Source organism: Staphylococcus sp. aM (genome assembly GCF_052975125.1).
In genome coordinates this window covers 1,865,148-1,878,083 of record NZ_CP121447.1, presented here as the reverse complement: position 1 = coordinate 1,878,083, position 12,936 = coordinate 1,865,148, and the positions used below count along the sequence as shown (strand labels likewise).

Below are 12,936 nucleotides of genomic sequence, written 5' to 3'. Positions count from 1 at the left end.
TATTTGTTATTTCATGCTTATTATAGTTATAATATGTATTAAGATATAGATGAGGAGTTGATTATGAATGAAATTTTTATCATTCAAGCATAATGACAGAACTTCATACGGTGTTAAAGTTAAACGTGAAGATGCTGTTTGGGATTTAACATTAGTATTTGCTGATTTTGCGGAAAGTGATTTTCATCCAAAAACATTATTAGCAGGTTTACAACAAAACCAAACGTTAGATTTCCAAGAACAAGTACGTAAAGCAGTTGTTGCTGCAGAAGATAGTGGTAAAGCTGAAGATTATAAAATTTCATTTAATGATATTGAGTTTTTACCACCAGTTACCCCACCGAATAACGTTATTGCATTCGGTCGTAACTATGAAGACCATGCAAGTGAATTGAACCATGAAGTACAACGTTTATACGTATTTACTAAAGCTGCGTCATCATTAACAGGTGATAGTGCTACAATTCCAAATCATAAAGATATTACAGATCAATTAGACTATGAAGGGGAATTAGGTATTGTCATTGGTAAATCTGGTGAGAAAATTCCTAAAGCGCTAGCATTAGACTATGTTTATGGTTATACAATTATTAATGATATTACAGACCGTAACGCCCAAAATAATCATGACCAAGCATTTTTATCTAAAAGTTTAACTGGCGGTTGCCCAATGGGACCATATATCGTTACGAAGGATGAACTTCCTACTCCTGAAAATGTTAACATTGTAACAAAAGTTAATAATGAAATTCGTCAAGATGGTAATTCTGGTGAAATGATCTTAAAAATTGACGAATTAATCGAAGAAATTTCTAAATATGTTGCTTTACATCCTGGTGATATTATTGCGACTGGTACGCCAGCTGGTGTGGGTGCAGGTATGCAACCACCACAATTCTTACAACCAGGTGACGAAGTAAAAGTAACAATTGATAATATTGGTACTTTAACAACTTATATTTCAAAATAATTGATGAAATTGTATTATTTTAAATAACAAGGTAGCTATCTTGAAGTAATTAAACTTCAATGATAGCTACCACTTTTATGTTATGATAATTAAAGTAAATATATTAGTGGGGGGGACATTGTCTTGTTACATGTTCATATTTTAAGTTGGGTATTAGCAATTATTTTATTTATTGCTACATACTTAAACATTTCAAAAGTACAAGGAGCATCACCATATTTTAAACCTTTACAAATGTTGCTAAGATTATTTATGGTATTAGCGCTTATTTCTGGATTCTGGGAATTAATTAAAGAATTCGCAGCAGCAAGCCATGGTGAAGGTGGCAATCATATGCTACTTACATTGAAAATGCTTTGTGGCTTGGGTGTATTAGCATTGATGGAAGTTTCGATTGCTAAGAGAAAGAAACATGAAAATAGTGATAAATTATTCTGGATGACAATTGCATTAATTATCGTAACAATTGCAATCGGTATCATTCTTCCTTGGGGACCAATTAGTAAGATGTTCGGTTTAGGATAATAAGGTATAAACCATGTTTATGTAAGAAAATAAAGCAAGTCGATTCAATCTAATCATTGAATCGACTTGCTTTTTACTTTATTTATTGTGCTTTGTAACCAATCATATTGATTAAATCTTTAGGATGACTATATGGTGGAGCGTAGGCAACTTCGAATTCTGTTAATTCATCAACTGTTATATTATTTTGCATCGCCATTGATAAAACATCAATTCGTTTATCTACGCCTTCTTGACCAACTGCAGCTGCACGTATGATTACTCTTGTTTCTTCATCATAATAAACTCTTAAATGTAAGGGTGTATTACCTGGGTAATAACCTGCATGTGCACCTTGCTTCGTTTCAACCATTTTATAATTAAAGTGAGATAACTCATCAGGTTTGACGCCAACACTAGCAAATGTATAATTAAAGAATTTTACAATATTTGCGCCAAGATAACCTTTAAATTTGATATTGCTTTTTCCAACAAGTTGTTCTGCGATTATACTGGCAGCACGATGAGCACCCCAAGCAAGAGGTACATTAGCTTTTAAGTCAACATGTCTATAATGGGATGAGATTACATCGCCTAATGCATAGATATTATGAATATTTGTTTGGAAATAATCATTAACCGGTATAAAACCCTTGTCATCAATTTGGATATTAGATGACTTAATAAATTCAGAATTAGGTTTTGTACCGATACCTTCAATGATGATATCGAACTGTTCTTTCTTACCAGATTTGAATGAAACGTCATGACCATTGATATCAGTGATTTCTTCATTTAAACGATACTCAATATGTTTTTCTTCTAGTTCTTCAAAGATAGGTTGATTCATATCTTGATCCATTAATTTATTTACTTGTTCGGAGCGATGAATAAGTGTGATATCTAATCCACGTTGATATAAATTTTCAAGTACTTCAAGCGAAATATAGCCGGCACCTACAATAAGTGCTTTATGAACGTCATGAGTATCAATATATTCATTAATTGCATCAGTATCTTCTAAATTTCTTAAAGTAAAGGCCATGTCAGTATTAAAGTTAAGTCGATTGGCACTGCAACCAGGACTAAGTATTAAATAATCATAGTGTTCTTCAAATGTTTCGTCACTAGTTCTATTTTTCACAGTAACAGTTTGACGCGTATCATTAACTGCTATGACTTCATGATATGTTTTTACATTAATTTGCTTTTTATCATAAAAGGATTCAGGTGTATATGCTAAAACTTTCTCTCTTTCAGTGATTGTATCGCTCAAATAATAAGGTAAAGCACAATTTGCAAAGCTCATATCTCTATCTTTTTCAAATACAGTAATCTCACTACTTTGATCTAAACGTCTAATTTGGCTAGCACAAGTAGCACCACCTGCTACAGCACCAACTACAACAATTTTACTCATTTGACAACCTCCTTATATCATAAAAATGCTGAGATAGTATCGTGTCACCATCTCAGATTGATTTAACATCTCGTTCTATGAATAATAACGGATATTTAAATTAAAGAAGTCATTTAAATATCTACCAATACCATCATCGTTGTTACTAAATGTAGTTTCATTTGCTATATCTTTTAGTTCTTGTAAACCATTATCCATAGCAACACCATGTTGTGCGTATTTAATCATTTCAATATCATTATCTTCGTCACCGAAAGCAATAATATATTGTGGATCAATATTTAAAAACTGTCTGACTTGTTCAATACCACGCGCTTTATTAATGCCACGTTTAACGATTTCTATCACTGGGAAAGGCGCGCCCCAACGACGATGTTCTATATTTTCAGCATAAAAATGAGTTAATTTATCTTTTATTTCTGGAATTTTACTTTCTTCTGCTTCTACTAAAAGTGATGTAGGTGCTTCATTAAGTTGTTCAAGTAAGTTACCAGTTTGTATTCTCGGATTCCCCATAGAGAACCCTTCAAATAAGCGTGGATCATGATTATTGATAAAAACATAATCTTTTACTTCTGCAATGATATTAGTCACTTGAAATTGTTGTAACTTTTCAATGATATTTTTTGACATATCAATGTCTAATACTTCATGTATTGTTTTGAATTCATCAGATTTAGGATGATGTACATAAGCACCATTAAAATTCACAACCGGTGTATCCATGTTTAACTCATGATAATATATTTGGCTCGCTCGATAAGGACGTCCAGTCGCTATCATAATGGAGTGACCACGTTGTTGTAATTCAGTTAACACTTGTTTCGTATAATTCGAAATTTCTTTATTATCATTTAATAATGTTCCATCTAAGTCTAAGCAAATTAAATAAGGTTGCATAAATATCTCCTTATGTCGTTTTAATATATTGTAGTTGTATCATAGCATTTTATTGGCGTTTTGTCGGATATTTGATATATTAGTATAAAGATAAATATAGAGAGGTGATACTAATGGAAGAGGCGTTAAAAGATAGTATCCTAGGGGCTCTAGAAATGGTAATCGACCCTGAATTAGGCATTGATATTGTTAATTTAGGTTTAGTATATAAAGTTGATGTGGATGATGAAGGACTTTGTACTGTTGAGATGACATTAACTTCTATGGGTTGTCCTTTAGGACCGCAAATTATCGAACAAATTAAAACTGTTTTAGCAGAGATTCCAGAAATTCAAGATACTGAAGTAAACATTGTATGGAGTCCACCATGGAATAAAGACATGATGTCTAGATATGCAAAAATTGCACTAGGCGTTGGATAATCTTTATGACAAAGAATAAGAATGGTCATGTAGTTTAATGCACGAATCGTGTATAGGATACTATGTGCCATTCTTTTTTATTTTTGAGACGTATGGCCATTCATATATAAGTCAAAATCTAACGTATTATTCCTAAATATAAAAAAATTCTTTGGAAAATTATCAGAAAAACAAATCGTCATTAAAAATATAGTATTCATTTAGTATTTAAATTGAATTTATATTACGATTGTATTACAATATTTAAGACTGATTGTAACTAGAACACAATAAATTTAAGTTGTGAATAAATTGTCAGAAGAGTAATCTTAGTCAATCTTTACAGATTATTAAAGTTAAATCTGTTTTGAAAATATTGATTTATACATTTTGTTAGACATACATATCTCTTTTAACTTAAGACTCGAATGACGTATTTATACAGATTAATCATATTATTAATAAATCTGTTTTAAACGAAATTCGAAATGACTCTATGGGGAAGAAAGTGAAATATGGAAAAGGAATATAAAAGAACTAAAACTAGGGGTAAGCGATTAAGATATATGCCTGGTTTAGATGGATTAAGGGCGATAGCCGTTATCGGCATTATCATTTACCATCTAAATAAGCAATGGTTGACAGGCGGCTTTTTGGGTGTAGATACATTTTTTGTAATTTCAGGTTATTTAATCACAAGTTTATTATTAAAAGAGTATGAAGAAACGGGTATCATTAATTTAAAGAATTTCTGGTTACGTCGATTAAAGCGTCTAGTACCAGCAGTATTAGTTTTATTATTAGTAGTAGGTATAGCCACATTACTATTCAAATCTGAAGATATAGTTAGAGTGAAACATGATATTATAGCTGCTATATTCTATGTATCAAATTGGTGGTATATAGCTAAAGATGTTAACTACTTTGAACAGTTCTCATTCATGCCATTAAAACATCTTTGGTCGTTAGCGATAGAGGAACAATTTTATTTATTTTTCCCTGTCGTTTTAATTACATTATTGCTAACTATAAAGAAATATCGCAATATTACATTAATTTTTTGGATTATTTCATTATTATCACTCATGCTAATGATTGTGATTTCACAACCACATCTTAATCATTCTAGAGTGTATTTTGGAACTGATACGAGACTACAAACATTATTATTAGGTGTGATTTTAGCTTTCTTATGGCCACCATTTAAGCTAAAGGCTGAACCACCTAAAGTGTTACAGCGAGCGATAGACGGCGTAGGATTATTTGGACTGGCCTTTTTAATCTTATTGTTCTTTACAGTTCAAGATGAAAGCGACTGGATATATGATGGTGGATTTTATATTATTTCTGCTATGACGTTGTTGATAATCGCAAGTGTTGTTCATCCATCTACATTAGTATCGAAGTTATTAGGTAATCCATTATTTGTTTATATCGGTAAACGTTCATATAGTTTATATTTATGGCATTTCCCTATTATTAGCTTTGTACATAGTCATTTTATTGCAGGTCAAATTCCATTCTATGTTTACATTGTGGATATTATTTTAACAGTATTATGTGCTGAAGCTTCTTATAGATATATCGAAACACCATTTAGAAAAGAAGGTTTAAAGGCATTTACGTTGAAACGTAAATACAAACCTGCACTTATAAGAACGATTGCAATTATGATATGTATCATTCCATTTGCATTTATTATGGGTGGTGCGTTTGATGGTTTAGGAAAAGATAAAATCGATCAAAAATCAAATTCATTTAATACTGATTTAGAAGATAAATATTTAATAAGAATGATTCCAATAGATAAAATTGGCCAAAAAAATAGTAAGGACACAGATGTGTATACTGATATTAGTCCATTGTTAATCGGTGATTCGGTAATGGTAGATATTGGTGAGAACTTTAAAGATAGGGTACCTAAAGCTAAAATTGATGGTAAGGTTGGTCGTAATTTGTATCAAGCTATTCCACTAGTAGAAGCTAATTATAAACAATATAATAAAAAAACAGACCAAGTTATTTTAGAATTAGGTACTAATGGAGATTTTAATAAAAAGCAACTTGATGATTTAATTAATAAATTTGGAGATGCGCAAGTATATTTGGTCAATACTAGAGTACCAAGAGGGTACGAGGATCATGTCAATAAACTAATGGCAGATGCAGCTAAAGAAAAAAGTAATGTAACATTAATCGATTGGTATAAAAGATCAGAAGGACATACAGAATACTTTGCGCCAGATGGCATACATTTAGAACATAGTGGTGTAGAAGCCTTAACAGATGAAATTTTAAGTAAGATTAAAAAGAAATAATCATCCAACAAATTAATAAATCAAACTAATCATACGTGTTTGACTTTACTAAAATATATTGAATGGTGAATAAATTTATAAAGAAAGCCCGAGATAAATAGATATCTCGGGTTATTTTCTATTATTTAACGAAACAGTTAAATATAGTTATTAATGCTTTGTTTGTTGTTTGAATTATTGGGAAATAGAATAATAAAAGGTTTGATTCATCACATTTGATATTAAAAATAAACCTAAAAAATATTACAAAAAACAAGCTTAAGTTGTTGATAATTTATTAGAAGGGGACTATAATATAGTTAAGGTCAAAGAAAGTCAAAGTCAAATCGAAATTTTTTTACCTTTGACCGACTCTAAAATAATAGAGGTGAAAACAATTGGATATCAATAAAATGACATATGCTATACAAGGTTCATTACAAAGAGCCATTGAGTATAGTAAAGAATTTGAATTACAAAATATCGAAATTGAAGCAATTTTAAAAGCGACATTAAATGAAAGTGAAAGTTTAATTAAGAGTGTTCTAGAACGTGCAAATATTGATGTAGAAGAACTAGAAAAAGCTTATGATAATAAATTAAAAGCTTATCCAACTGTACAAGGAGATAATGTACAGTATGGTCAATATATAAGTGCAAAAGCGAATGAATTGATGAATAAATCTGAAACATATATGAATGAATATGATGATGAATTTATTTCAATGGAACATGTACTTCGTGCAGCAATGGACATTGATCAAACTACACAAAACTTTATAGGTAATAAAACTGAAGTGGTTAAAGAAATTATTAATAAAATAAGAGGGGGAAATCATGTGACTAGTCAGAACCCAGAAGTAAATTATGAAGCATTAGAAAAATATGGACGTGACTTAGTAGAAGAGGTACGTCAAGGTAAAATGGATCCGGTCATTGGCCGTGATGAAGAAATTCGTAACACAATTCGTATATTAAGTCGTAAAACAAAAAACAATCCAGTGCTAATTGGTGAACCAGGTGTTGGTAAAACAGCGATTGTCGAAGGATTAGCACAACGTATTGTTAAAAAGGACGTACCGGAATCATTATTAGATAAAACCATTTTCGAACTTGATTTAAGTGCATTGGTTGCAGGTGCCAAATTTAGAGGTGAATTCGAAGAGCGCTTAAAAGCAGTACTTAAAGAAGTTAAGGAATCTGATGGTAGAATTATATTATTTATAGATGAAATTCATATGTTAGTAGGTGCTGGTAAAACAGATGGCGCAATGGATGCCGGAAATATGTTGAAACCAATGTTAGCACGTGGTGAATTACATTGTATTGGTGCTACAACATTAAATGAATATAGAGAATATATCGAAAAAGATTCAGCTTTAGAACGTCGTTTCCAAAAAGTGGGTGTCAGTGAACCTGATGTAGAAGATACAATATCTATTCTACGTGGCTTGAAAGAGCGCTATGAAGTGTATCATGGTGTACGTATTCAAGACCGTGCATTAGTTGCAGCAGCAGAACTTTCCGACAGATATATTACTGATAGATTTTTACCTGATAAAGCCATTGACTTGGTTGACCAAGCATGTGCCACTATACGTACTGAAATGGGTTCAAATCCAACTGAATTAGACCAAGTTAATCGACGTGTAATGCAATTAGAAATTGAAGAAAGTGCATTGAAAAATGAATCTGACAACGCTAGTAAACAACGTTTAGAAGAACTTCAAGAAGAATTATCAAATGAAAAAGAAAAACAAGCGTCATTACAATCACGTGTAGAACAAGAAAAAGAAAAAATTGCGAAACTACAAGAAAAACGTGCAGAATTAGATGAAAGTAGAAAAGCTTTAGAAGACGCACAAACTAATAATAATCTAGAAAAAGCAGCAGAATTACAATATGGTAAAATACCTCAATTAGAAAAAGAATTAAAAGAATTAGAAGACGTTTTCCAAGATGAACAAGGCGAAGATAATGATAGAATGATTCGTGAAATTGTATCTGATGAAGAAATTGGTGATATCGTTAGTCAATGGACTGGTATCCCAGTTTCTAAATTAGTTGAAACAGAAAGAGAAAAATTACTTCACTTAGGTGACATTCTTCATAAACGTGTGGTTGGACAAGATAAAGCTGTAGACTTAGTATCAGACGCAGTTGTACGTGCAAGAGCAGGTATTAAAGATCCGAATAGACCTATCGGTAGTTTCCTATTCTTAGGACCTACAGGTGTAGGTAAAACAGAATTAGCTAAATCATTAGCAGCGTCATTATTTGATTCTGAAAAACATATGATACGCATTGACATGAGTGAGTACATGGAGAAACATGCAGTGTCTAGATTAATTGGTGCCCCTCCAGGCTATGTAGGTCATGATGAAGGTGGTCAATTAACTGAAGCAGTTAGAAGAAATCCTTATTCAGTCATCTTACTTGATGAAGTAGAGAAAGCGCATAGCGATGTGTTCAATGTGTTACTTCAAATATTAGATGAAGGTCGATTGACTGATTCTAAAGGTAGAAGTGTGGACTTTAAAAATACAATTATTATCATGACTAGTAATATCGGTTCACAAGTCCTATTAGAACAAGTTTCAGAAACAGGAGATATAAGTGAATCAACTGAAAAAGCGGTCATGGATAGTTTGCATGCTTACTTCAAACCTGAAATTTTAAACCGTATGGATGATATTGTGTTATTCAAACCATTATCAGTAAACGATATGAGTATGATTGTCGATAAAATATTAAGTCAATTGAATATGAGATTAGTTGATCAAAGAATTACCATTGAAGTAACTGACGAAGCGAAAAAATGGTTAGGTGAAGAAGCTTATGAACCTCAATTTGGTGCACGTCCATTGAAACGATTTGTACAAAGACAAATTGAGACACCATTAGCTCGTATGATGATTAAAGAAAACTTACCAGAAGGTACTAAAATAAATGTAGATCTTAATAATGATAACGAATTAACATTTGACGTGACTAAACCAGAATAATCGTGTTAATTCACAACAAACAACAGGCTAGAAGAGCAATTCTAGCCTGTTGTTTTGTTTGTATTGGAAGATAAACAAAACAAAGCTGGTAGCGACTATTTTAAAGTGCGCTACCAGCTTTTTGTAATTAATAACAAATGCCTCATTGTTACTAGAAATGACCATTTGTTTAATATTTATTATTCGTATTGTTCTGACGTGCTTTTTGGACTTATAGTAGCAGCTAAGATAGCAACTGCTACAGTAAAGATAACAGCCATGATGATTGGTGATACGACGTTTAACGCACCGCCACCATTTAAACTATTCAATACGAAATTGACCATTTGTAACAAGACTAATGCCCAAATAAATGTCATGAGGTATTTCATTGTATGTGACCTCCAATATAATATATACCTTTATTTTAATAGAAAAATACATGTTTGTATAGAGTGAATCAGAATGTAGTATGATATATAATCACTTTAACGATATATGATATCATTAATAAAATAATTATTGATTTCAGAGATATGGTTTGATTAGTATTAAGCAAATGCAAATATAGGTTATCATAATAGAATCAATACTTTACTTTGTTTATCAATTAAATGATAAATAAAAGTGATATGCTTGAGTTTAAAAACAGTAATATGTTAAATTAATACCTGGTATTAAAAATTTATTAAGAAGGTGTACAACCATGGATGTGGGTATTAAAGGTTTCGGAGCTTATGCTCCAGAAAATATTGTAGACAATGCCTATTTTGAACAATTTTTAGAAACATCAGATGAATGGATTTCTAAAATGACAGGAATCAAAGAAAGACATTGGGCAAATGAAGATCAAGATACTTCAGATTTAGCTTATGAAGCAAGTGTAAAAGCAATTAAAGATGCTGGTATTCAACCAGAAGATATAGATATGATTATTGTTGCGACAGCTACTGGAGATATGCCTTTTCCAAGTGTAGCGAATATATTACAAGAACGTTTAGGTACAGGTAAAGTGCCTACAATGGATCAACTTGCAGCATGTTCTGGATTTATGTATTCAATGATTACAGCTAAACAATATATTCAATCTGGAGATTATCACAATATTTTAGTTGTCGGTGCTGATAAATTATCTAAAATCACTGACTTAACAGATCGATCTACGGCTGTTTTATTCGGTGACGGTGCTGGAGCAGTTGTCATTGGCGAAGTATCAGAAGGTCGTGGTATTATTAGTTACGAAATGGGATCTGATGGAAGCGGTGGCAAATACTTATATTTAGATAAAGAAACTGGTAAATTAAAAATGAATGGACGAGAAGTATTTAAATTTGCAGTTAGAATTATGGGCGATGCGTCAACACGTGTTGTTGAAAAAGCAGGTTTAACTTCTGACGATATCGATTTATTTGTTCCTCATCAAGCTAATATAAGAATTATGGAATCAGCTCGTTTACGCTTAGGTATTGAACCAGAAAAAATGAGCGTATCTGTAAATAAATACGGTAATACATCTGCTGCATCAATACCATTAAGTATCAATCAAGAGCTTGAAAACGGTAAAATTAAAGATGACGATACTCTTGTCTTAGTAGGTTTCGGCGGAGGCCTGACTTGGGGTGCAATCGTTATCAAATGGGGAAAATAGGAGGATAACTAATGAGTGAAAATAATAGAGTTGTTATTACAGGTATCGGAGCCTTATCTCCAATCGGTAACGATGCTGAAACAACATGGCAGAATGCATTAAAAGGAGTTAATGGTATCGATACTATCACACGAATTGATACTGAAAATTATAATGTGCATCTGGCTGGTGAATTAAAAGATTTTAATATCGAAGACCACATTGATAAAAAAGAAGCACGTCGTATGGATAGATTTACTCAATATGCTGTGGTAGCGGCTAGAGAAGCGGTCAAAGATTCTCAATTAGATATCAAAGCTAATGCTAACCGTATTGGTGTATGGATTGGTTCTGGTATTGGCGGTATGGAAACATTTGAAACGGCGCATACACAATTGGTAGAACGTGGACCAAGACGTGTCAGCCCATTCTTTGTACCAATGTTAATTCCTGATATGGCTACAGGCCAAGTATCTATTGATTTAGGTGCTAAAGGACCAAGTGGTTCAACTGTTACAGCATGTGCAACAGGTACTAACTCAATTGGTGAAGCATTTAAGATTATCCAACGTGGTGATGCAGATGCAATGATTACTGGTGGTACTGAAGCACCGATTTCTCATATGGCTATTGCAGGATTTAGTGCAAGCCGTGCATTATCTACAAATAATGACAAAGAGACGGCATGTCGTCCATTCCAAGAAGGTAGAGATGGATTTGTTATGGGTGAAGGTGCAGGTATTGTGGTTGTAGAATCACTAGAATCTGCAAAAACACGTGGTGCCAAAATTTATGCTGAAATTGTTGGTTACGGTACAACAGGCGATGCTTATCACATTACTGCACCAGCACCTGAAGGTGAAGGTGGTTCTAGAGCAATGCAAGCTGCATTAGATGATGCAGGTATTGAAGCAAAAGATATTCAATATTTAAATGCTCACGGTACAAGTACACCAGTAGGTGATTTATATGAAGTACAAGCCATTAAGAATACATTTGGCGATGCAGTCAATAATTTAAAAGTAAGTTCTACTAAATCAATGACTGGTCATTTATTAGGTGCTACTGGTGGTATTGAGGCAATCTTCTCTGCACTTTCAATTAGAGATTCAAAAATTGCACCAACGATTCACGCTGAAACACCAGACCCAGAATGTGATATAGATTATGTTCCGAATGAAGCACAAGACTTAGACATTACTCATGCAATGAGTAATAGTTTAGGATTCGGCGGACATAATGCAGTATTGATATTCAAAAAATTTGAAGATTAATAAATATAAAGCGCAAGTGTGAATTACATCGCACTTGCGCTTTTTTACATATTGAACGAAATAATTATTGTGATTAACACTAAAACTAAATGTATAAGCAGGTTAGGGAACACCCATGAGGAAATCATGTAGTGTTCTTTTTTGACGTGTTGAGGATTTAAAAAGCTATCATCTTCCATGCTACGTTTTCTTGAAGTAGAGGACATTTGATATTTTAAACGTCTAAATCCATAGCTTGTTACATCGAAGATACCTTCTTGAACTAATAAAATAATAAATAATATGATGAAAATCACTAATGAAACATAAAATAAGACATTGATGTACTCGACCCATGTATGTTTGGTCCATAACCAAAAAATAAAAGAAATAAATAGAGTTATTAGTAATGGATAGAGATAAAATTTAATTAATTTCAATAACATCACTCCGTATCGTATTGGTTTTAGTTTACAATAATCAACTTATTCTGAAAACAAAAAAATTCTATTTTATAAAATGATTGCTTTATTGCATTAACGCAAAACTATATTGATTTTGCATGTAAGTTATATATATA

The 12,936-nt window shown here is 32.2% G+C and carries 11 protein-coding genes; 7 read left to right on the top strand and 4 right to left on the bottom strand.

The window, feature by feature from the left end; genetic code table 11:
- Nucleotides 1-67 precede the first annotated feature (67 nt).
- Both P7F85_RS09215 and P7F85_RS09210 read left to right on the top strand, forming a co-directional pair.
- Nucleotides 68-970, top strand: a complete 903-nt coding sequence (locus tag P7F85_RS09215; protein WP_002450792.1) for a fumarylacetoacetate hydrolase family protein — start codon at nt 68-70, stop codon at nt 968-970.
- 123 nt (nt 971-1,093) lie between these two features.
- Nucleotides 1,094-1,495, top strand: coding sequence for a YisL family protein (locus P7F85_RS09210; RefSeq protein ID WP_002467064.1), 402 nt, complete (start codon nt 1,094-1,096; stop codon nt 1,493-1,495).
- An 82-nt stretch (nt 1,496-1,577) separates the two neighbouring features.
- On the opposite strand, the gene P7F85_RS09205 is transcribed toward P7F85_RS09210, so the two are convergent.
- A complete protein-coding gene (locus P7F85_RS09205) occupies nt 1,578-2,894 on the bottom strand; it encodes a CoA-disulfide reductase (protein WP_002467063.1) in 1,317 nt (438 codons plus the stop codon).
- A 75-nt stretch (nt 2,895-2,969) separates the two neighbouring features.
- Nucleotides 2,970-3,794 (bottom strand): Cof-type HAD-IIB family hydrolase, encoded by an 825-nt coding sequence (locus tag P7F85_RS09200; protein ID WP_031463931.1) that lies wholly within the window; start codon nt 3,792-3,794, stop codon nt 2,970-2,972.
- A 113-nt stretch (nt 3,795-3,907) separates the two neighbouring features.
- Between P7F85_RS09200 and P7F85_RS09195 the strand changes: the two genes are divergently transcribed.
- From P7F85_RS09195 to clpB, 3 genes are all read left to right on the top strand, one after another.
- Nucleotides 3,908-4,216 carry a metal-sulfur cluster assembly factor gene (locus tag P7F85_RS09195; protein WP_002450788.1) on the top strand — a complete coding sequence of 103 codons (309 nt, stop codon included), beginning with the start codon at nt 3,908-3,910 and terminating at the stop codon, nt 4,214-4,216.
- 494 nt (nt 4,217-4,710) lie between these two features.
- The gene (locus P7F85_RS09190) at nt 4,711-6,513 is read left to right on the top strand and encodes an acyltransferase family protein (protein ID WP_015365221.1); all 1,803 of its coding nucleotides are present in this window, start codon (nt 4,711-4,713) and stop codon (nt 6,511-6,513) included.
- 377 nt (nt 6,514-6,890) lie between these two features.
- Nucleotides 6,891-9,497 (top strand): ATP-dependent chaperone ClpB, encoded by a 2,607-nt coding sequence (gene clpB / locus P7F85_RS09185; RefSeq protein ID WP_046464305.1) that lies wholly within the window; start codon nt 6,891-6,893, stop codon nt 9,495-9,497.
- Between the two features lie 179 nt (nt 9,498-9,676).
- Here clpB and P7F85_RS09180 read toward each other — a convergent pair whose 3' ends face one another.
- Complete coding sequence (locus P7F85_RS09180; RefSeq protein ID WP_002450785.1) at nt 9,677-9,868, bottom strand: YjzD family protein; 192 nt, start codon at nt 9,866-9,868, stop codon at nt 9,677-9,679.
- A gap of 314 nt (nt 9,869-10,182) precedes the next feature.
- Here P7F85_RS09180 and P7F85_RS09175 point away from each other — a divergent pair, with 314 nt between their 5' ends.
- The gene (locus P7F85_RS09175) at nt 10,183-11,124 is read left to right on the top strand and encodes a beta-ketoacyl-ACP synthase III (RefSeq protein ID WP_002450784.1); all 942 of its coding nucleotides are present in this window, start codon (nt 10,183-10,185) and stop codon (nt 11,122-11,124) included.
- Nucleotides 11,125-11,135: 11 nt separating this feature from the next.
- On the top strand, nt 11,136-12,377 hold the full coding sequence (gene fabF / locus P7F85_RS09170) for a beta-ketoacyl-ACP synthase II (protein ID WP_046464306.1): 1,242 nt from the start codon (nt 11,136-11,138) through the stop codon (nt 12,375-12,377).
- Between the two features lie 44 nt (nt 12,378-12,421).
- On the opposite strand, the gene P7F85_RS09165 is transcribed toward fabF, so the two are convergent.
- Nucleotides 12,422-12,802 carry a DUF3899 domain-containing protein gene (locus tag P7F85_RS09165; RefSeq protein ID WP_031463933.1) on the bottom strand — a complete coding sequence of 127 codons (381 nt, stop codon included), beginning with the start codon at nt 12,800-12,802 and terminating at the stop codon, nt 12,422-12,424.
- Between the last annotated feature and the right edge of the window lie 134 nt (nt 12,803-12,936).

Coding starts and splice junctions, on each gene's coding strand:
- P7F85_RS09215 (WP_002450792.1), top strand. CDS start 68: ATGAAATTTTTATCATTCAAGCATAATGACAGAACTTCATACGGTGTT.
- P7F85_RS09205 (WP_002467063.1), bottom strand. CDS start 2,894: ATGAGTAAAATTGTTGTAGTTGGTGCTGTAGCAGGTGGTGCTACTTGT.
- P7F85_RS09200 (WP_031463931.1), bottom strand. CDS start 3,794: ATGCAACCTTATTTAATTTGCTTAGACTTAGATGGAACATTATTAAAT.
- P7F85_RS09195 (WP_002450788.1), top strand. CDS start 3,908: ATGGAAGAGGCGTTAAAAGATAGTATCCTAGGGGCTCTAGAAATGGTA.
- P7F85_RS09190 (WP_015365221.1), top strand. CDS start 4,711: ATGGAAAAGGAATATAAAAGAACTAAAACTAGGGGTAAGCGATTAAGA.
- P7F85_RS09180 (WP_002450785.1), bottom strand. CDS start 9,868: ATGAAATACCTCATGACATTTATTTGGGCATTAGTCTTGTTACAAATG.
- P7F85_RS09175 (WP_002450784.1), top strand. CDS start 10,183: ATGGATGTGGGTATTAAAGGTTTCGGAGCTTATGCTCCAGAAAATATT.
- fabF (WP_046464306.1), top strand. CDS start 11,136: ATGAGTGAAAATAATAGAGTTGTTATTACAGGTATCGGAGCCTTATCT.
- P7F85_RS09165 (WP_031463933.1), bottom strand. CDS start 12,802: ATGTTATTGAAATTAATTAAATTTTATCTCTATCCATTACTAATAACT.